The 20,408-nt window shown below is 34.4% G+C and carries 15 protein-coding genes and 2 tRNA genes; 9 read left to right on the forward strand and 8 right to left on the reverse strand.

Annotation, left to right across the window (positions count from 1 at the left end; translation table 11 throughout):
* Positions 1-219 precede the first annotated feature (219 nt).
* Positions 220-2,766: a TonB-dependent receptor gene (locus B0A80_RS09365; protein ID WP_017498807.1), complete on the forward strand. Its 2,547-nt coding sequence runs from the start codon at positions 220-222 to the stop codon at positions 2,764-2,766.
* Between the two features lie 149 nt (positions 2,767-2,915).
* On the opposite strand, the gene B0A80_RS09370 is transcribed toward B0A80_RS09365, so the two are convergent.
* From B0A80_RS09370 to era, 3 genes are all read right to left on the reverse strand, one after another.
* A complete protein-coding gene (locus tag B0A80_RS09370; protein WP_089077110.1) occupies positions 2,916-5,666 on the reverse strand; it encodes an outer membrane beta-barrel protein in 2,751 nt (916 codons plus the stop codon).
* Positions 5,667-5,813: 147 nt separating this feature from the next.
* Complete coding sequence (gene der / locus B0A80_RS09375; RefSeq protein ID WP_089077111.1) at positions 5,814-7,121, reverse strand: ribosome biogenesis GTPase Der; 1,308 nt, start codon at positions 7,119-7,121, stop codon at positions 5,814-5,816.
* Between the two features lie 256 nt (positions 7,122-7,377).
* On the reverse strand, positions 7,378-8,259 hold the full coding sequence (gene era / locus B0A80_RS09380) for a GTPase Era (RefSeq protein ID WP_017498804.1): 882 nt from the start codon (positions 8,257-8,259) through the stop codon (positions 7,378-7,380).
* A 149-nt stretch (positions 8,260-8,408) separates the two neighbouring features.
* On the opposite strand from era, the gene B0A80_RS09385 reads away from it, so the two are divergent.
* Both B0A80_RS09385 and B0A80_RS09390 read left to right on the forward strand, forming a co-directional pair.
* Positions 8,409-8,481 (forward strand) — tRNA-Met (locus B0A80_RS09385).
* A 59-nt stretch (positions 8,482-8,540) separates the two neighbouring features.
* Positions 8,541-8,795, forward strand: a complete 255-nt coding sequence (locus tag B0A80_RS09390; protein ID WP_089077112.1) for a GIY-YIG nuclease family protein — start codon at positions 8,541-8,543, stop codon at positions 8,793-8,795.
* A 534-nt stretch (positions 8,796-9,329) separates the two neighbouring features.
* Here the strand turns inward: B0A80_RS09390 and B0A80_RS09395 are convergent.
* Positions 9,330-9,785, reverse strand: a complete 456-nt coding sequence (locus B0A80_RS09395; protein WP_233430733.1) for a hypothetical protein — start codon at positions 9,783-9,785, stop codon at positions 9,330-9,332.
* A gap of 299 nt (positions 9,786-10,084) precedes the next feature.
* Between B0A80_RS09395 and B0A80_RS09400 the strand changes: the two genes are divergently transcribed.
* A complete protein-coding gene (locus tag B0A80_RS09400; RefSeq protein WP_089077114.1) occupies positions 10,085-10,585 on the forward strand; it encodes a GNAT family N-acetyltransferase in 501 nt (166 codons plus the stop codon).
* Between the two features lie 70 nt (positions 10,586-10,655).
* Here B0A80_RS09400 and B0A80_RS09405 read toward each other — a convergent pair whose 3' ends face one another.
* The gene (locus B0A80_RS09405) at positions 10,656-11,513 is read right to left on the reverse strand and encodes a DUF4200 domain-containing protein (RefSeq protein WP_124020565.1); all 858 of its coding nucleotides are present in this window, start codon (positions 11,511-11,513) and stop codon (positions 10,656-10,658) included.
* Positions 11,514-12,308: 795 nt separating this feature from the next.
* Between B0A80_RS09405 and B0A80_RS09410 the strand changes: the two genes are divergently transcribed.
* Complete coding sequence (locus tag B0A80_RS09410) at positions 12,309-13,622, forward strand: M20/M25/M40 family metallo-hydrolase (RefSeq protein ID WP_089077115.1); 1,314 nt, start codon at positions 12,309-12,311, stop codon at positions 13,620-13,622.
* Between the two features lie 151 nt (positions 13,623-13,773).
* Here B0A80_RS09410 and B0A80_RS09415 read toward each other — a convergent pair whose 3' ends face one another.
* The 3 genes from B0A80_RS09415 to B0A80_RS09425 all read right to left on the reverse strand — a co-directional run bounded on the left by B0A80_RS09415 (position 13,774) and on the right by B0A80_RS09425 (position 16,657).
* Complete coding sequence (locus B0A80_RS09415) at positions 13,774-14,214, reverse strand: hypothetical protein (RefSeq protein ID WP_070908790.1); 441 nt, start codon at positions 14,212-14,214, stop codon at positions 13,774-13,776.
* 285 nt (positions 14,215-14,499) lie between these two features.
* Positions 14,500-15,141 (reverse strand): hypothetical protein, encoded by a 642-nt coding sequence (locus B0A80_RS09420; RefSeq protein ID WP_070908789.1) that lies wholly within the window; start codon positions 15,139-15,141, stop codon positions 14,500-14,502.
* Between the two features lie 355 nt (positions 15,142-15,496).
* The gene (locus B0A80_RS09425; protein ID WP_089077116.1) at positions 15,497-16,657 is read right to left on the reverse strand and encodes a histidine decarboxylase; all 1,161 of its coding nucleotides are present in this window, start codon (positions 16,655-16,657) and stop codon (positions 15,497-15,499) included.
* A gap of 153 nt (positions 16,658-16,810) precedes the next feature.
* Between B0A80_RS09425 and B0A80_RS09430 the strand changes: the two genes are divergently transcribed.
* From B0A80_RS09430 to B0A80_RS09445, 4 genes are all read left to right on the forward strand, one after another.
* Positions 16,811-17,263: an Lrp/AsnC family transcriptional regulator gene (locus B0A80_RS09430; RefSeq protein WP_017497876.1), complete on the forward strand. Its 453-nt coding sequence runs from the start codon at positions 16,811-16,813 to the stop codon at positions 17,261-17,263.
* Positions 17,264-17,670: 407 nt separating this feature from the next.
* Positions 17,671-17,742: transfer RNA gene (locus B0A80_RS09435), tRNA-Glu, on the forward strand.
* Between the two features lie 361 nt (positions 17,743-18,103).
* Positions 18,104-18,553, forward strand: a complete 450-nt coding sequence (locus B0A80_RS09440) for a hypothetical protein (RefSeq protein ID WP_089077117.1) — start codon at positions 18,104-18,106, stop codon at positions 18,551-18,553.
* Positions 18,554-18,716: 163 nt separating this feature from the next.
* Positions 18,717-20,273, forward strand: coding sequence for a S41 family peptidase (locus B0A80_RS09445; RefSeq protein ID WP_089077118.1), 1,557 nt, complete (start codon positions 18,717-18,719; stop codon positions 20,271-20,273).
* The last annotated feature ends 135 nt before the right edge of the window (positions 20,274-20,408 follow it).

Below are 20,408 nucleotides of genomic sequence, written 5' to 3' on the forward strand. Positions count from 1 at the left end.
GAATTTATATATATATTTGCAAAAAATAATTAACAAATCATTTACTAAAGTTTTAACTATGAGAGTACATTCACAACCAATCGATGTATCGAAAAATCTTTTGCAAAGAAATTATATTATTCCATTCACAACTGTGAAAAACTATTCTTCTACAATGTGTATGTGTTGGTAAAAAAAATTTATTTTAAATTCTACTAATCACATATACTTAATGTAAAAATGAAAAATTCGACAAAAAATATACTTACAATCTTATCTTTTTTAACCTTCTCTATAGCATTTGCACAAAACATTGAAGGTGTTGTTAAAACAAGTGAAAACATCCCTTTAGAAGCGGCAAACATTGTTATAAAAGGGACAACCTCAAATACTACTTCCGATCAAAACGGAAAATTCAGCATCGACAGCAGAGGAAAACTTCCGCTAACCTTATTAGTTCAATATGTAGGCTATAAAACTACTGAGATCGAACTTACCGATTTACCTATAGCCCCCCTACAAATAACTATTAAAGAAGAAAACGAACTTATTGAAGTAGTGGTTTCTTCGCGACGAAGAATCGAAAAAGTTCAGGACGTGCCAATCGCCGTATCGGTAATTACCGGTAAACAAGCAGAACAAACCGGAGCTTTTAATGTGAACCGAATTAAAGAACTCGTTCCTTCTGTACAATTATACTCTTCAAATCCAAGAAATACAGGAATCAACATTCGTAGCCTTGGTTCTCCTTTCGGACTTACTAACGACGGAATCGATCCGGGTGTTGGTTTTTATGTAGATGGGGTCTATTATGCTCGTCCGGCAGCCACTACTCTTGATTTTATTGACGTAGAACAAATTGAAGTATTACGCGGACCACAAGGATCATTGTTTGGTAAAAATACTACCTCCGGTGCCTTTAATATTACCACTCGCAAACCAAGTTTCACTACTGGTGCTGATTTTGAAGTGAGTTACGGAAATTATGCTTTTCTTCAGGCGAAAGCATCCGTTACAGGAGCATTGGGTAAAAAAGTAGCTGGTCGTATCTCCTTTTCAGGTACACAACGTGATGGTTTGATCGATAATGTGGCTACGGGAAGACCTACGAACACTTTAAACAATCAGGGAATTAGAGGGCAATTGCTTTTTACTCCGTCAGAAAATACGAATATTATTCTGGCAGCCGATATCACAACGCAACGTCCGGATGGATACGCGCAGGTTGTGGCTGGTGTCGCACCTACGCAAAGAGCTGCTTACAGACAATTTAATGCTATCATTAAAGATTTAAACTATCAGCTACCAAGCCAAAATGCTTTTGATCGAAAAATCGATCACGACACACCATGGCGTTCAGGACAGGACATGGGAGGTATTTCTCTTAACATTGATACTAAAATTGGAACAGGAACACTTACTTCCACTACTGCATGGCGTTTTTGGAACTGGGATCCATCAAATGACAGAGACTTTACAGGATTACAAGTTTTGGCTAAGTCCCAAAACCCAACCAGACAGACTCAATTTACACAAGAAGTACGTTACGCAGGTCAGCTAACTTCTAAACTTAGCGGTGTTGTTGGTGCCTTCTTTATTGATCAAACTTCGCAAACAGACGGAACAGAAGAATCCGGTAATGCACAATGGAGATTCTCTCAAAGCAGTACCAGTCCGTTATGGAAAACTCCGGGACTTTTTGAAGGATACGGAATTAAAACAGATGCCAGAATCAGAGCTTCCAGTGCTGCTGTTTTTGGTCAGGTTGACTGGGCAATTACCGAGCGTTTACATGTATTACCGGGTATAAGATATAACTTCGACAAAAAAGATGCTCAATACAGCCGTACTACTTACGGTGGTCTTCAAACTACTGATCCGGCATTACTGGCGCTTAAAAAATCGGTTTACTCAGATCAGTCTTTTGCTTCGAATACTGACAATACCGATTTCTCAGGAAACATAACTGTATCTTATAAAGCATCTGACAAAATCAATGCTTATGCTACTTACGCTAAAAGCTACAAACCGGTGGGTGTAAATGTTGCAGGACTTCCAACAGATTCTAAAGGACTGCCATTATTGGATCTTGCGGTAATCAAACCTGAAAAAGTAAATCATTATGAAGTTGGAGTAAAAACTTCTCCTTTCAAAAATTCCATCTTTAATCTGACTTTCTTTAATACGGAAATTAAAGATTTTCAAACCAATGTTCAGGCTGCCGAACTTGGTGTAAACCGTGGTTATCTTGCCAATGCTGATAAAGTACGTGTAAGAGGTGCTGAACTTGATGCCAGTTTTGTTTTTAGCCAGCACCTGACTGTGAATGCAGCCGCGACTTATACAGATGCAAAATATGTTAAATTTACCAATGCACCACTTCCATTAGAAGAAACAGGAGCTCCAGTAGCTTTTAAAGATGTTTCAGGAACAGAATTACCAGGTGCTTCAAAATGGGCAGGATCTTTAGGAGGTGAGCTTTCTGACCATGCAAAATTCTTCGGAAATAAAGGAAAAATCTTCTTAGCTGTTGATTCTTATGCGCGTTCTGAATTTTCATCAAGTCCTTCTGCTTCAAAATACTTAGTGGTTCCGGGATATGCTATTTTTAACGCTCGTTTAGGATTCCGCGCATCAGAAGGATTATCTGTTCATTTCTGGGGTCGTAACTTATTAAACAAAGATTACTATGAGCAATTACTGCCTGCCGGTGGAAATGCAGGACAATATGCCGCTGTACTTGGTGATCAAAGAACTTATGGTATTACTTTAAAATATTCATTATAAGCATTTAGTTAATTTTAAATACGATAAAACGAGATAGGTTTTCCAAACTTATCTCGTTTTTTTATTTCTAAAATTTCAAAATCTAAATTACAAAAATCTAATGTCCTAGCTGTCTCTCAAATAAAAACCATTATTGTCTTGTTCTAAAATCAAAACTCCTCTCTTTGCCTCTTCTTTTTCCCTTTTTCAGCAGCAAAATTTCCTATTTTATAACTTACTGAGAACATAATATAACGCTTTAAAACAGTGTTTTCTTCATCACGGATCGATGTTGCCGAAATCGACGTCGTTGCGCTTTGATTCTGGTTTAGAACGTCGTAAACTTTTACTTTGGCATATACTTTTTTATCAAAGAAACCGTAAGACAAACTGGTATTCCACAGATAAAAATCTTTTTTGAAATTACCCGAAATACTTGAATTATAAGTGTAGCCAAAATCATTTCCAAAAATCAGATTTTCCGGCCAATAACTTGTGGTCTGCAAATTGATTCTGTGCACCACATTTGAACTGGCATCTCTTGAAGAATTCTCGTACCTGGTTTCGTTATAAGACAAACTATAAGATGGAGAAATGATCAACAGCTCACCGTATTCATAGGTAAAATTAAGCTTTGGAGTAATTGCTGTTGATTTTGCATTGTACAATACAGCATTGGTAAATCCTTTATCAAAAGAATAACTTCCATTTAATCCCAAACCATATCTAAAAAGGTGAGCATCTCTTTTTACCGACTGATTCCAATTTCCGCCAATCGAGGTCGTGTAGGTTCCCGAAATATTGACGTAAGTAGTGGTTCTCTTTCCACTATCATCATAAATTGAAGTCGACACCACATCGTTGTTATAATAATCTCCCCTTACAAACAAACTGTAACCGGAACGCGTGCGGAAATCATAGTTCCTGAAGCTAATATTAGCACTGTTTTTCTCAATAGGACTCAAATCAGGATTTCCGGTGATCGTATTCAACGGATTCGTCAAATTTAAAACCGGCATCAATTGAACGGCCGTCGGAAGTGCATTGGAATAATCGTATTTGAATGACAAATTTTTCGAACGGCTAAATTTATATCGAACCTGAAAATCGCCATAAGGCAAAAGATATCGTTTGTTCAAATCGGTAGCATTGTTTAGGTATAAAGAATGATTGTCGAACGCGACAATGGCAGTTCTACTGTTTAAATTAACCGTAAATTTTCGCTTTTGCCAGGTTAATCCAACTTTCGGACTGAAGGAATTTTGCTTTGAAGTGGTGTAATTGGTTAAAGACTCATTCAAATCCGAATACAATTGTGTTGCATTGTCGAAATTGAATGTTTTTGCATCTTTGATCTCTTTATTCCAGTCAAAATTAGAGCCGAATCTTAGCCTCAGCGAATCTGTCACCGGTTCGGTATACTCAAGTTCAAGCGAATAAACATCACTTTTGTTGTTGTTTAGGCTTTTTTGATTTCTATCGTCATTAGGTTTATTGTCCTGATAAAAAATAGTTTGCGAAAGATTTCGAGCCTCACTATCTGTACTGGTGTTATTACTGTCAAAAGAAAGATTAAAATTTCGATAATCCTTCTTGAAAGCTTTATTAAAATTGATGGTATTCCCCAAACTCGTATTGGTACTTTCCGAGTAGGATTTAGCACTGCTTTCATTTAAGGAATTTCCATTTTCATCTTCCGAAAAACTTGATGAAGACGAGTTATTATTAGAACGGGACTGATTGACCTTTGGTATTATGACCAATCGGGTTGTAGGATCAATTTTATATTCCAGTTCAAAATTCGCATTGTTTCCGGTATTTTCATTTCTGGTTTTAGAATCGGCCGAAGTGGCGATATTTCCAGTGGGCAAAAAACTCACCTGATCTGACTTGCTATCATTAGTATTAACGGAATTCGAGAAATTATAACTTCCCATTCCCGACCAGCTTTTCGACCAGTCATCGGAGTAATTAAGTCCAATTAAATTCGACTGTGTGATTCCTTTACCACTACCTGAACTAGTGTTTCCCTTACTATTTCGTCCGCCTCCCATCGTATCAAAAACCTCGTCCATTGCAAAACTCGTGGAGTTAATATTGTTGGAAGAAGCCAAAAGACTTATTTTCTGTTTGTTATTGAAAAAATTCAGAATCAGACTGCTTTCATATCGATCGTCGGAACCATAACCTCCCAATATTTTCCCAAAGTACCCTTTGTTTTTCTTTTCGTCTATCGTAATGTTAATGCTTGAAAAATCTGAAGTCGATTCCTGTTTGGAGAGCTCTTCTTTCTTCGTTTTAAAATCAGACACCTGAACCTTTTTGATTATTTCCGCGGGCAGATTTTTTAAGGCAATCGCGCCGTCTTTACCAAAAAAAGTTTTCCCGTTAACTAAGACCTGATTAACCTCTCTTCCGTTTACGGTCACTTTTCCGTCAGTTCCCACATCAAAACCCGGTAATTGTTTCAATAAAGTCTCTACATTGGAGTCCGGACGGACTTTATAGGAAGCCGCATTAAATTCTAAAGTGTCTTTTTTAACGGTAATGGGCGGTGCTTCGCTTTTTATCAAGACATTTTTTAAGGCATTTACGTTTTCAAGCAAATACAATTTCCCAAAATCCTTACTCTCCTGAATGCTCTTTTCTTCTTCAAAATAAGGTTGATACCCCATATAATTAACCTTCAGAAAAACAGGTTTATCATACTTTTTAGTGGTAATGCTAAAAGCTCCATTTTTATCGGTTGTTGCATATTCGATTACGGTAGAATCTTTAACCGTGGTAAAATAAACCGTTGCCAGCTCGAGCGGCAATTGCGTATTGATATCTACTACGGTTCCTTTAATAACAATATCATTCTGCGCGCTGGCCGTATAACAAAAAAGAAAAGTAATCAGGAAATATAAATATTTGGTCATGAAAATGGTTCGTTTGAGACAGTAAGACTCCATAAGAGCTAAAAGGTTTATTGTGAACGAAACATTCGGTCAAATAGTATGATTGCAAAAATAATTTGAATTAACAACAAAGCATAAAAAAAGTCCTCTTTAGGAGGACTTTTACTTTTATTTTTCTCTGATATAAATATCGATTGGCACTCCTGCGAAATCCCAATTTTCTCTAATTTTATTTTCCAGGTAACGTTTGTAAGGTTCTTTAACGTATTGCGGCATGTTGGCAAAAAACACAAACTGAGGCGTTTGCGTTGGCAACTGCATACAATATTTAATTTTCACATACTTTCCTTTTGTTGCCGGTGGCGGATAAGCTTCAATTACTTTCAACATATATTCGTTAAATTTTGAAGTAGCAATTCTTTGCTTTCTGTTTTCAAAAACCTGAACTGTAGCTTCTAATGCTTTCAACAAACGTTGTTTGGTTAAAGCTGAAACGAATAAAATTGGCACATCAGTAAAAGGCATTAATTCTTTTTTGATTTTCTCTTCGTAATCACGAGTCGACATGGTATCTTTTTCTACCAAATCCCACTTGTTTACTAAGATTACAACTCCTTTACGGTTTTTCTCTGCCAGCCAGAAAATACTCTGATCCTGCCCTTCAAATCCGCGGGTTGCGTCGATAACCAATATACAGATATCTGCATGCTCGATGGCACGAACCGAACGCATTACAGAATAAAACTCTAAATCTTCTTTCACTTTAGCTTTACGACGAATTCCAGCAGTATCAACCAAGTTAAATTCGAAACCAAAACGGTCAAATTTAGTATCAATTGCATCACGTGTTGTTCCTGCAATATCTGTAACAATATAACGATCTTTACCAATCAAGGCATTGATAAAACTAGATTTACCGGCATTCGGACGTCCTACAACTGCAAAACGAGGCAAATCTTCTTTAACCTCAACTTCCGGTTTCTCCGGAAATGCGTCAATTAAAGCATCTAACAAATCTCCAGTTCCACTTCCTGAAATACTGGCGAAGGTAAAATAATCTCCTAAACCAAGGTTATAAAACTCAATCGCGTCTTTCTCACGCATGGCGTTGTCTACTTTGTTTACCGCCAATAAAACAGGCTTTGTTACTTTACGCAACAATTTAGCTACTGTTTCATCCATTGGTGTAATACCTTCTTCAACATCCACAACAAAAATAATAACATCGGCTTCGTCGATAGCCAATTCTACTTGTTTACGGATTTCACCTTCAAATACGTCATCAGATCCGCGAACGTATCCACCCGTATCAATTACAGAAAACTCTTTTCCGTTCCACTCGCTTTTACCATAGTTTCTATCACGGGTAACCCCAGATACTGAATCTACAATAGCTTCTCTTCTTTGTATCAGCCTATTAAACAGGGTTGATTTCCCTACATTAGGTCTTCCTACTATCGCAACAATGTTATTCATTTTTTTGAATTTTAGATTTTGGACTTTAGATTCTAGATTTTTAGTTTCCTAAAATTCTATCCCTTATAAATCCAAAATGCTTTATTTTAATTTTTTGCAAAGGTAGTTAAAAAAAGTTGCTGAAAGGCTAAGTTTCTAAGTACCTAAGTTTTTTGTTCTTTTTATACTCTTTGTTTCAGGTTTCAAGTTTCAGGTTCTATATCAGAACTTGAAACCTGAAACAAATCAACGATTAAACAATTAACCGATTAAACGTTTACTGGTTATACCCGAATCGTTTTAGCATATTGGCATTGCTTCTCCAGTTTTTGTTCACTTTCACGTAAAGTTCGATATGAATTTGTTTTCCGAAGAATTTCTCTAAATCTATTCTTGCATCCATTCCCACTTTTTTCAAAGCGGCTCCTTTATGTCCGATAATGATTCCTTTTTGTGTATCGCGCTCTACCATAATTACCGAACGGATACGGATAATTTTTTCATCTTCAAAAAATTCTTCTGTTACGATTTCAACCGCATACGGAATCTCTTTGCTATAATTCAATAAGATTTTCTCACGAATAGTCTCGTTCACGAAAAAACGTTCCGGTTTGTCTGTCAATTGATCTTTCGGATAATAAGCAGGTGATTCCGGTAACAATTCGATGATTCGGCTAAAAACTTCCGGTACATTAAAATTCTGTAAAGCCGAGATTGGGAAAATTTCAGCATTTGGCACTTTCTCTTTCCAAAAAGCAACCTGCTCTTCTAATTGTTCCTGATTGGAATTGTCGATTTTATTCAACAACAACAAAACCGGAATTTTAGCATAGATGATTTTATTAAAGAAAGCTTCGTCTTTTAAGTCCTGCTCTCCTATTTCGACCATATAAATCAAAATATCTGCATCTTCAAAAGCCGATTTTACAAAGTTCATCATCGACTCCTGCATTTCATAAGCCGGTTTTATAATTCCGGGCGTATCTGAAAGTACCAACTGAAAATCTTCACCATTTACAATTCCTAAGATTCTATGACGTGTTGTTTGTGCTTTTGAAGTAATGATCGATAATCTTTCTCCAACAAAGGCGTTCATCAATGTTGATTTTCCAACGTTTGGATTCCCGATGATATTTACAAAACCTGCTTTATGTGACATTTGTGTATTATTTAATTGTACTGAGGACCATTTGACCCAAGGGTCTCGGGTGCAAAGGTAGTCATATCAACTCAATACAGAAAATAAAACATTTTTTAATGTTTTCGTTGGATTTCTCAAAAAACGGCGTATCTTTGCACCCGAAACATCGCGGGATAGAGCAGTAGGCAGCTCGTCGGGCTCATAACCCGAAGGTCACAGGTTCGAGTCCTGTTCCCGCTACTAAGTAAAAACACCACTTCAACAAGTGGTGTTTTTTTTTATTTATGACTCTTTGTAATATGGATGAATTTGTTGTTTATATTCTTTTTTCTAAAAAATTCAGCAAAAACTACACTGGCTATACCTCTAACTTAATTGAGAGATTTAAATCTCATAATCTTCTTGAAACAAAAGGCTATACCTTAAAATTTAGACCATGGAAAGTAATTCACGTAGAATTTTTTAATTCTAAATCTGAGGCAATGAAAAGAGAGAAATATCTAAAAACCGGAATCGGAAGAGAATTTATCAAAGATCTTATTCAAAAATTATAGCTCTTCGGCTCATATCCGCCGCGGCGGACACAGGTTCGAGTCCTGTTACCGCTACTAACACAAAGCTTCAGAGAAATCTGGAGCTTTTTTTATTTTACACACTTACTCCTCTTTTCATTCCGTAACTTTTATTACACTTTTACACTCTAATCTTATTCAGAAATAAGAACTTCATTGATTTCGCTTAATAAGTCAAATTCATCATTAGGAAAAAGTTGCAAAGCCACTTCTAAAACAATACCCACATCTATAGCCGATGGTTTAACCGTTTCTGAAATTTTACACTCATCCTGATTCAGCCCCGCTACGCAAAGTCTCCTGACTTTGCATTTTTAATCTTTAGTTCTCATAAACCTTAAGCCTGTATAAGTCTCCCGACTTTTCTGAATTCTATTTATATTAATAGTTATTTCCAAATTACATCTTCTACAAGAAAACTTAATCACTTTGCGGGTGCGAAGTCAGAGACATTCACACAGCGTTACAGATGAGCACTTCGCAGAGCGTGGGTCGAAATCTCATCGTAACAGAGGGCTAAGGATAGACAGCTTTCACTTTTGAATTATTTTCTCTATTTAGCCGAATTTCGACCTTTAATACATTTGACACTCTACAAGCATTTAAATAATCCCCCTTAATACTCTTTTCCCAATTAATATAACCTAGATTACTTTTAAACTCATTTAAAAATAAATTGTCTTTTGAATTTATCGTTTTAAAAAGCCCTCCTACAGGCACTATCTCTACCTTCCCATCATCTTTAACAATTAAAAAAGCATCCATACCTCCATCAAAACCCGAATAGGTCTCCTCAATGTATGATTGTGGCAAAGGTTCATCTTTTTTATATTTACCATAATAAAAAGAAATCCTGTTCCCTCTATCCACCCTGGTTATTGTAGTTTTCTTATAGCTATAGTAAATATAACTTTCCTCAGATGAGCAAGCTCCTAAAAAAAGAGTCATCAATAAAACTATTATATTTTTCATCGTTTTTATACTATTTCACCTCGCTCTCCGAAGTTCCTATATCAATGTTACACCAATATCTCCGACTCTGTCCCTCCTCTAAAAACAAATCTAGTACAAAAAACAAAAACACCATAAAATCTCTGATTTTGTCTCAAATTCAATATCGATTCTATTCGTCAAATGATTTAACATTCAAAACATTTTAAAAATCGAGAAGTTTTCTCTCTTTATTTTCTGTAAATTTGACTGTATGTACAAAACAAGTCTGCTAATACTTTTAGCAAACAACTTCTAAATTAATTCTCTTACTATAACCAATGTCTACTCTTTATCAAAGCCCAAGAATTATTATTCGTGAATTTTTACCTCAAGAGCAACAAACATTTTTAAATCTTTTTAAAGATAATCAAGTTACACAATACCTTCCTGACACTTCACCAGAAAGATATGTAGAAATGTTTACTGAATTGCTTGAAAATTATGAAAAGAAAAATCTTAGTCGATGGGCGATATTTGACACTACAAATAATAATTTCATAGGGATGTGTGTTGCTCGTATTTTTATACACAACATAAACCAAATAGAGATTGGATATGTACTCAGTAGAGAATATTGGGGAAAAGGCATTGCTACAGAAGTATGCAAAGCAATAACACAATATAGTTTTGCAAATACAAATACAACAGAAGTTGTAGCCGTAACAGATCTCCATAACACCGGATCACAAAATGTACTGCAAAAAGCCGGATTCGAACGATTAAACAACCTGATAAGAAATGAAGAAGAGCTGGCTTATTTTAAGATAGGACGATTATAATCTTGCGGGTGCGAAGTCAGAGACATTTGTGTTACTTTTTAGCTAACCACTTCAGAATGCATGCCCAATTTTATTTTAATTTTTCTTCAATTTTTGAAAGTCTCTCTAAAATTGATTTAAAATTTTGATTTTCACTTTTTAATTCTTTCATATGTTTATTTTGCTCAATTACATAAAGAGTCAATTCTTCGATTTTCTGCAAAAGCTTTATATTCATCTCCGACAAATTGATCCCCTCTTTTTTCATTTCGTCAGCCGAAGCAATTTCAGGCAAATGTTTATTTTCTTTAATGAACTTGTCTACAGAATCTAGAGATCTTAAACTATAGTCATTTTCAAAAACAAAATCAGCACCAGCATCTACGGTCACTTTTATTTCGCGGGAATTTATATTTCCTGCAACTGTAAGTTTTGAAGTTGGGTTTGTTGTTCCAATACCTATGTTTCCATCGGCTCCTTTAACATATAATGCATTATTTCCTGAAAAATTGGTCAAATATGAACCATTTGAATCAAAACCTATTCCTCCATAAGAACCTCCTCCAACATTCCCCCAATTAATAACATTTCCTATTCCCGAAGGTAGAAATACCGATAATTTAACATTTGGTGTACTAGTTCCAATCCCAATATTTCCATCGGCTCCTTTAACATATAAGGCATTATTTCCTGAAAAATTGGTCAAATATGACCCATTTGAATCAAAACCTATTCCTCCATAAGAACCTCCGCCGACATTCCCCCAATTAATAACATTTCCTATTCCTGAAGGTAGAAATACAGACAATTTAACATTTGGTGTACTAGTTCCAATTCCGACATTATTATTTGGTGCCGTTCCTTGAATTATAGCATTTGGTGTATAAATTTGAGCATTTACTGATGTCATAAAAAGAACAAAAAACGGTAATACAAATTTTATTTTCATAATATTTTTAAATTTTTTCTAGCCTCGCGACAAGGATTATTTTACACAATATGATTCTCACACAAAAAACAAAACCTTTTTTAACAAGTCTAACTTTCGTATCAAATATATGCTACCAAACATAAAAGCATCTATTTTTTTATACGTAAACCATTTCAGTTGAAAAAAAATAGACATTAAATATTTATGCTTGATTTTGAACTCCTTACTTTTTGTTTTTTTACTAGGCAAAATTACACATCTGCTTTTTTAGAGAATATTTCTTTATCTATACTGCCTAATTAAATTTAAAATGCTAGTAAGCTTTTTTTGCGCAAACCTAAAACAAAAGAAGTAGTATTACCAAATTCTAATCGATTTTTAATCTCAAAACATTTACAAATCGTAAAAAACACTTATAACTTACAATCTAAATAATCTTATTTATGGTCCGAATCAGATTCTACTCTGAAATTGATAATTCGGCATAAACACTGGCGGTAAACCTAAGGACTATCATGATATTTTATATTGAACATCAAATCGAAAAAAGCACAAATTCAGAGACATTTGCACAGCGTTGTAAATGAACACTTCGAATCACGGGGCAACCAGAAAATAATTAAAAACACTGCTAATCAAATTTTAAATAAAAATTATAGCGTGACTTTATTATTTCCATTGATGTTATGGCAATTTATAATTCAGCAATGTTGTAAGTTTTTTTTTAAAATTAAAAACTTTTACCAACACTAAGTTTTGCAAATAAATAACATACTTTTGGATTAACTAAAACCTTATTTATAAAACTAAAATATGAGAAAAATTATTGTAAGTATGTTTGTTCTAAGTCAATGTTTTAATGTACAGGGACAATCGATAGATAAAATTATTACGAACAAAGAAGTAAGTCGCATAGAGAAAATACTTTCGGCTGATGATATGCAGGGCAGAAGAACTTTTACTCCCGGTATCGAAAAAGCATCCGCTTTTATAGAATCAGAGTTTAAAAAAATTGGCCTGCAAACTTTCAATGCAGCAGCGAATTACAGACAAGAATTTTCGATGACTGCCTCTAAAGCCATTTCTTCAAAAATTACTATTGATGGCAAAGAAATAAGTAACAATCAGGTTGTAACCTTCTCCTACCTTCCTCAGGTTTCTTTAACGGAAAAAAGCGATGTTTCTGTTGTAAAAATCAATAAAGGAGACAACTTTGGCGAAAAATTTAATGAATATTATAAAAGCCCAAAAAATCTTTTAGTCCTAGTTGACTCTTCATTTGATAAGATTTTACCAAATATTCAACATATTGATAGAATAACTGCTAATCCGGGAAGCAATACTATTCTGTTTGTTTTTGGTACCACAGACGCAACTACTTTTTCTGTTGAACAAACGAATACAATCTCCAAAAAAGCATTGAATAATATTGTTGGAATATTACCCGGAAAAACGAAACCAAATGAATATGTGATTTTTTCAGGGCATTATGATCATATAGGAGTAGGCACTCCTGAAGAAGGTGCTCCGCATCCTGCAACAGATTCTATTTATAATGGTGCTAATGATGATGCCGCCGGAACAACCGCAGTAATTATGCTTGCGAAATATTTTAAAAAACAAAACAACAACGAGCGTACTATTATTTTTACCACATTTACAGCGGAAGAATTAGGTGGTTATGGAGCCAAATATTTTTCTAAACAGCTTGCACCGGAACAAGTGATTGCGATGTTCAATATTGAAATGATAGGAACAGAATCTAAATGGGGTAAAAACTCTGCTTACATTACAGGCTTCGAAAAGTCGAACATGGGACAGATTTTACAAACTAATTTAACAGGAACAAGCTTTAACTTTTATGCGGACCCTTATCCGGACCAACAATTATTTTACCGCTCAGACAACGCTACTTTAGCCAGACTTGGAGTTCCTGCTCATACCATTTCTACTTCAAAAATGGATAATGAGCCTACGTATCACACTGCCGATGATGAATTTGAAACGTTAGATATTGATAACATGACTCAAATCATTAAATCAATTGCACTAAGTTCTTCTTCGATTATTAGCGGAAAAGATACGCCAACAAGAGTCAATACTACGCAATTAAAACAAAGCAAGTAAATCATTGCCCAGGTTCGAGTCTTCGTCGCGACGAACTCCTAAAAAAAAGCTTCAGAGAGATCTGAAGCTTTTTTGTTTTTTATCCTCCCTGAAGAAACTTTCTGTTCACGACCGGGGCGATTGCGCCAGCCGAGGTGTATTAACCATAAGATTACTTTTTATTATAATTTATTGTGAAACTATTCTTGATCAATTCATCTATTGTAACCTCAAGTCGTCCATCTACAAGACTGTCTTTTAGAATTTCATCCCATTTTTTGTTCGCAATAAAAGCGGAATCAAAAACATAAATATATAATCGTTCATCAACATGTAATATGTCTTCAATACATGTTGGCCTGCCACCACCAGTAAAACGAATTTCTCCAATTTCTATATTACCATTACCTGCAAATGCAGCCGTGGTCTTAAAATATGGATCTGAACGAAAGTCTCCTAATGGCATAACTGAATCGAATCCTCTATAGATGTACAAAACCTTATTGGTATTATTTTTAACTTTAATACTATAATGGTAATTATTATTGTCTTTTGGTTTCTGACAAGCATTTATCAGATTAAACGCAATCATTAACAATACTATTTTTTTCATATTTACTGATAGCACGCTATGCAAAGTCTCTTGACTTTACGTTGTTAACCTTTAGTTCTCATAAACTTTAAACCTGTATAAGTCTCCCGACTTTTCTTAATTCTATTTATATTAATAGTCAATTCCAAATTACATCTTCTACAAGAAAACTTAATAACTTTACGGGCGCGAAGTTAGATACGCTTCGCACAGCGTTACAGATGAATACTTCACATAGCGAGGAACTTTTCGGAGAGCGGCAAGTAGTTTTTATTTTTCTTCTTCTAGTTAATCATTACTTTTAAATTATTCACTTTCTGATTCGTTAGATTTTAATAAAACCAAATTATCTTTCTTTAAAACAAATGTATCTTCTTCTTTATAACTCGAAGATTTCTGAGTGCGCATACTTGCACCAACTGCTTTAAAGGATATTTTGATTGTATCACCTTTAGTTACAACATTTATATAATCAAATGTGACCTGAGAGCTTGCAGTAAACGGAACTGCAGAACAATCTGCTAAACGCTCTAACTGTTTTTTATCATTTTTAAACCACTTTCTTAAAAAACTTAAATGTTCTTCTGAACATTGATAACCAATATTAAGTGCAGTATTAATTTTACAACTTAAATTATCACGTTTTTCATTTGGCTCTCCATCCCAATCACACTCACTTCCAATAAAGCTTGCAACAAATCCAAGAGCAGCTTTTTCGGGTTCAGAAATGTTTTTGGCATATTCTTTATTTATAAAAATTGTATTAACCGTGTCCTTTAATTCTTTGTCATATTCATCTTCTCTCCATAAAAATTTCACAGATTTGTCTGTTAATATTATTGGAGTTTCGATTTTTAAAGTCGAAACTTTCTTATTTAAATTTTCTGATTCATTTTTCTTTGCACAAGACACTATTAAAATCAAAATAGTTATGCTTAAATATTTCATTTTAGATTATATTTTTTTAATTCTTTAATATTCAAAACGGTTCCTTATAAGCGAGCTGCCTGTCACTCTACAAACTGTTCTCATGAATGTTACGCAAATGTCTCTGACTTTGCATGCCCTCTAAAAACAAATCTAGTATAAAAAACAAAAATCTCAAAAATTCTCTGGCTTTACCTCAAGTTTAATGTAGATTTTATTGACTAAATGATTTAATATTCAAAACATTTACAAATGAGATGTTTAAAAAATCTACCATTTACTATATCATAAAAAAAATTGCGTAAAGTCGGAGACATTTACGCAATTTTCATAAGCTCTTTTACAGAACAGAACTAACAATACTATTTCTAAAACACTACCAACTAAATTCTGCCATTTCTTCCGGGGTTTCAATGCAATTTTCTACGTCGTTGATAAACAGATCGATTTGTTCTTTGGTTACGTTTGGCATGCAAATAATATGGGAGATATCACCCTCAGTAGCTAATTGCCATTTTGATTTCACCTCTTCGGTTATTTTTGGAAAAACTACGGTGATCGAATTTGGATTTCTCCAGGCCGCAATTCCCATGTTTTTCAGTCTCTGCTCACAGTATTCCGCTACTTCCAGACTGTGTAAATAACGTTTTTTTAAACCTTCAATACCTAGTTTTTTCAGGGTAAACCATAAAAACAACGGAGAATGTCCATTTCTGGATCCTGTAATTGTGGTGTCTAAGGAGCCAATATAGGATATCCCTTTTGAGATTCGATCTCTATTAGAACGCTTCGTAATAATAACACCGGTAGGAATAGGTGAACCAATAAATTTGTGTCCGCTGATGGAAATACTGTCCGCGCCATCCATAAAATCAAAAGGAAGTCGTGGCTCCATAAAAGCACCATAACTTCCGGATAAGGCAGCATCACAGTGGATGTAGCTATCCTGTATGGCCAATGTTTTTAGAATACTCTTAATTTTTGATACGTCATCTTTGGCTTCTTTCATAGTGGTACCAAAAGTAGTCAGTACGATTGCCGGTTTATGGCGATTCAGTTTTAATGTATTTTCAAAATCTTCATAATCGATTTCACCATTTTCCTGCGAACGAATAACGATACTCGGAATGTTGAGCAAATGAATGTTTTTACGCACACTGTAATGGGTTGATTCCGAATAATACACCATTGCTTTTGGGTATAATTCTCTTGCGAGATACAGTCCGTATAAATTACTTTCGGAACCACCGTTGGTCACATAACCCCAATAATCTTTTGGATTGGCGCGGAATAGCTTGGCAAAAAAACCAACCACTTCTCTTTCCAGTTCGTGTGTTTGCACTTTGTAGGTACAATCTTCAAAAGGATCACCAAGATTATTGATCGGATATTTTAAAAAATGATTGATTTCCGAATAATCAAAATCTTTAGATACAGGATAGCCCAAGAAATTATCTCTGGCATTTTCGATGTATTGATTCAAATCGAATAAGCGTTGATTGTCTTCTATGGATAGCGATTCTGAAATAGGTTTCATAACATTTATTTTTTCTGTAAATGTACTTTTTATAGTTTAATATCCTTTATTAACAACAAAACTCAAAATATAATTCTAAATTTGAGTCGTATTAAAGTTTTTTAATATTGAAATTCATGTTTCTTTTTTCTGAAACCATATAATTATTCTGAGATGGATGCCATAGATAAAAAAATATTGATGCTTTTACAGCAAGATGCGAAGCAAAATACCAAAGAAATTGCCGAAAAAATAGGTTTATCGGTCTCTCCCACTTTTGAGAGAATCAAGAAACTGGAGCAAAAGCAGTACATCAAGAATTATGTTGCTTTGCTGGATGCCGAAAAAATTGGGAAATCAATCAGTGTGTATTGTCAGGTTACTTTGGCGGTACACTCACGAGAATTGATTGATGATTTTAAACAGCATATTCTGGTATTGCCCGAAATAACAGGCTGTTTTCACGTGTCCGGAAATTATGATTTTCTGCTGAAAGTGGCTGTCAACGATATGAACGAATACCAAAAGTTTGTAATCGATAAATTATCGGTTATTAAAGGAATTTCAAATGTGCAAAGTTCTTTTGTGATGGAGGAAATAAAAAATGATTTTGCCTATAATTTATAAAATCGGAATTTCATACCAATAACCATATTATTTAAGGGAAGGGAAGCTCATTGAGCGCCGAAAATTTATACCATTTTTCAAAAAACTCTTCGAAGACTTAAAAAAAGAGCGATCAAAACAGGAAAAAACCGTTTGAATTTTCTCTCAAAACAAATAATTCCAAAAATAATTTTCATTTTTTTTGAAAGGCATCATTTCAATAAAACAAAAGAAAAATCTTATTTTATATTTTCTACAACAAAAACAACCAATTCTGAATCAATCAAGTACAATTACACTAACTTTAATTCCTTTGTGATTGGTTATTTCTAAAGGCGTTATTGTCAAAAGAAGCCTGAAAAAAAAATCAAAAAAGCTATTGTGTATTCTAAAAACAGTTGTATTTTTGCACCCGCAACAACAAAGCAGGTCCGTTCGTCTATCGGTTAGGACGCCAGGTTTTCATCCTGGTAAGGGGGGTTCGATTCCCCCACGGACTACTTATCAAAACAAAAAAGCTTCAGAGAAATCTGAAGCTTTTTTGTTTGTAACTGTTTTAAAGAAATAAAACTACGAACTGAAATGTGCAGACCCTAAAAGCAAATTTGAATAGTAATTCTTTAATTTAAATTACGTCCGGCACCTTCACCCCCATCAACATTGTGTCTTTCACAAAAGCAAGAAGTTTGTAAATAACAATTGCAAAGATAATTATTACCGCCCAAAACAAACGTATCCACTAAGTTTGAGAAAAACATCTTATTTGAAAGGAATTTCTGTGATATATTACTATATTCGAAAAATAAAAATTAAAGATTTTTTTTAAAGACTGACACCAGTAAAATCATCAAATTTTACATTATGAAAATTAAAACCTTAAATGTTACCTTTATGGTAATCGCATATTTAATTTCTATCCCACTTCAGGCATTTTTCTGGGCAATTATAGGAGTTAAAGCACACTATCTTATCCTCTTATTTTCTCATTTTATTTTCTTCATTTTTTTAATATACTTATTCACCGGTACATTAATTATTGATTGCAACGGCGACAAAGACACACTTACATTAGAATGGGATAAAAAACCAATCTATACTAAAATTGAAAATCAGGTCATTTTTTTATCCGAGATTAAAAGTTGGAAGTTTTTTAATGGTCGTGGAGCCGACAGGTTAAAACTATACTTTAACAACGATGAGTTCTTAAAAATAGATTTTAACAATTTGACGGACTTTGGACAAAACTCTAAAAAAGTAGACCAGGTACTCTTTTTTCTAAGTAGTAAAGACAACAAACAACAACTATCTTAAATACAACGGTTTAATTACAAAATAGTGTTTAAAATAGTATCCTCTAATACTAGGCTTCATAACATCATAAACCGTTAATCGTCTAAAAGCAACAGAAGCACTCATTACATCTCTGTTAATACCCTGTAATTCTGCTTTTATCAACCCATAACCAACCTAATTTATGAATAACAAAATCCTGTCATCGATCTTTACGTTCTTATTTCTGATTCTTTTTTCTGCTACAATTCAGGCGCAAAACCTTCAAAAAACCATGAAGGATAGTTTAGCGCTTTACAACAAAATGCTTTCGAAAAAAGAGCTACAGGAGGATCTTAAAATACTCCGAACGATAAATGAAAAAGCAAATTCCGGTTTGTACCAATACCACACTAAAAAGCAGGTAGACAGTATTTACAACAGTGCCATTAAAAGTATTAAAAAGCCCATGAGCACTATTGAGTTTTACAGAATAATGCTTCGTCTTTCGGATTATGAAGGAAGTTTACACAATTACACCATCCCTGATCTCGATCTAATCAATTTTCTGAACAGACAAAAGTCTTTTTTCCCTTTTCCTCTGGTCTATATTAACGGACAAATTATTTTTGACGGCCAATCATCGGATATACCTCCCGGCTCGAGAATAAAAAGTATAAACGGAATAAATGACGTAGCATTAATGCGCTCTTTCTACAAATATTATACAACAGATGGTCATCATGTTACCCAAAAATTATCGGCCAGTGTAAATAAATCGTTTGGATTAAACTACCTGCTCGAATATGGTCTTTGTGATGAATTTATTGTAGAATACAGCGCACCAAAATCGGAGGCTCTTAAAAAAACAGTGCTTCGTGCAGTAACGCTGAAGGAAAGAACAGCCAACCTTAAAAACAGGTTTAGTGCTCCGGTTACTGATTTACTGGATTATAAAAAACAGTCTCCATATAGCTTTCGTATGATTAACCCTGCTACAGGTTTATTGAATCTAAGGTTTTTTGGTATGGCCTATGGATCAGACGATCCTAAGTTTAAACCGTATGTTCGATTTTTGGATAGCATCTTTACAGAACTGGACAAAAACAAGGTTGCTAATCTGATCATTGATGTTAGAAATAATCCTGGAGGAAGTGATCCTAACTTCGAACAGCCTGTAATGTACCTTACTGACAAACCCTTCAAGGAAAATGAAAAGGCTGTCATCCTATTCGACCCTAATGTTTTACCTCTCGAAAAATATTTTTGGGGTACCTCAACTTCAGAACGAATGGATAGTATTGCTCTAAAAGCGGGAAAAGAATACCTGAAATCACTGTATCCTGTATTCAAAAACAACATCAGTATTCAGGATCAGAAATACAATCCGGTTTATCATCCTAAATCGCCGCTCTTTAAAGGCAAGCTTTATCTTTTGATTAATGAAAATGTGGCATCAGCTGCTTCCCATTTTGCTTCTCTGGTAAAAGCATATGTAGATAATGTTACCATAGTAGGCTTGGAAACCGTTGGAGGTTACTACGTTCATAATGGACATTCTCCATTGGTTTACGAACTTCCTAACTCAAAAGTAAAAACACAATTTTCAATTGTAAATGTCGTACAGGATGCTCCAAAAAAAGCGAACCAGCCGGAAGGTCACGGTATTATGCCGGACTATGAAATATGGCCTACTCTGGATGACTTTTTTCAGCAAAAGGACACGCAAATGGAATTTGTTCTTAAGTTGATTGCAAAATAAATAGAAGCGTGGTATTATACGCGGATTAACGTAGATTTTTTTCAAGTCATTGCGTAAAAAAAAGACGTATAATTTTAATCCCTATCTTTAAAACTGCTGATTTATTCGGATAAGTAAACAGGCGATTGTATTGGA

The organism is Flavobacterium tructae, from assembly GCF_002217475.1.
Lineage (GTDB): Bacteria > Bacteroidota > Bacteroidia > Flavobacteriales > Flavobacteriaceae > Flavobacterium > Flavobacterium tructae.

Excerpts from the sequence above, each read along its gene's own strand:
- B0A80_RS09365 (WP_017498807.1), top strand. The coding sequence starts at position 220 with ATGAAAAATTCGACAAAAAATATACTTACAATCTTATCTTTTTTAACC.
- B0A80_RS09370 (WP_089077110.1), bottom strand. The coding sequence starts at position 5,666 with ATGACCAAATATTTATATTTCCTGATTACTTTTCTTTTTTGTTATACG.
- der (WP_089077111.1), bottom strand. The coding sequence starts at position 7,121 with ATGAATAACATTGTTGCGATAGTAGGAAGACCTAATGTAGGGAAATCA.
- era (WP_017498804.1), bottom strand. The coding sequence starts at position 8,259 with ATGTCACATAAAGCAGGTTTTGTAAATATCATCGGGAATCCAAACGTT.
- B0A80_RS09390 (WP_089077112.1), top strand. The coding sequence starts at position 8,541 with ATGGATGAATTTGTTGTTTATATTCTTTTTTCTAAAAAATTCAGCAAA.
- B0A80_RS09395 (WP_233430733.1), bottom strand. The coding sequence starts at position 9,785 with ATGAAAAATATAATAGTTTTATTGATGACTCTTTTTTTAGGAGCTTGC.
- B0A80_RS09400 (WP_089077114.1), top strand. The coding sequence starts at position 10,085 with ATGTCTACTCTTTATCAAAGCCCAAGAATTATTATTCGTGAATTTTTA.
- B0A80_RS09405 (WP_124020565.1), bottom strand. The coding sequence starts at position 11,513 with ATGAAAATAAAATTTGTATTACCGTTTTTTGTTCTTTTTATGACATCA.
- B0A80_RS09410 (WP_089077115.1), top strand. The coding sequence starts at position 12,309 with ATGAGAAAAATTATTGTAAGTATGTTTGTTCTAAGTCAATGTTTTAAT.
- B0A80_RS09415 (WP_070908790.1), bottom strand. The coding sequence starts at position 14,214 with ATGAAAAAAATAGTATTGTTAATGATTGCGTTTAATCTGATAAATGCT.
- B0A80_RS09420 (WP_070908789.1), bottom strand. The coding sequence starts at position 15,141 with ATGAAATATTTAAGCATAACTATTTTGATTTTAATAGTGTCTTGTGCA.
- B0A80_RS09425 (WP_089077116.1), bottom strand. The coding sequence starts at position 16,657 with ATGAAACCTATTTCAGAATCGCTATCCATAGAAGACAATCAACGCTTA.
- B0A80_RS09430 (WP_017497876.1), top strand. The coding sequence starts at position 16,811 with ATGGATGCCATAGATAAAAAAATATTGATGCTTTTACAGCAAGATGCG.
- B0A80_RS09440 (WP_089077117.1), top strand. The coding sequence starts at position 18,104 with ATGAAAATTAAAACCTTAAATGTTACCTTTATGGTAATCGCATATTTA.
- B0A80_RS09445 (WP_089077118.1), top strand. The coding sequence starts at position 18,717 with ATGAATAACAAAATCCTGTCATCGATCTTTACGTTCTTATTTCTGATT.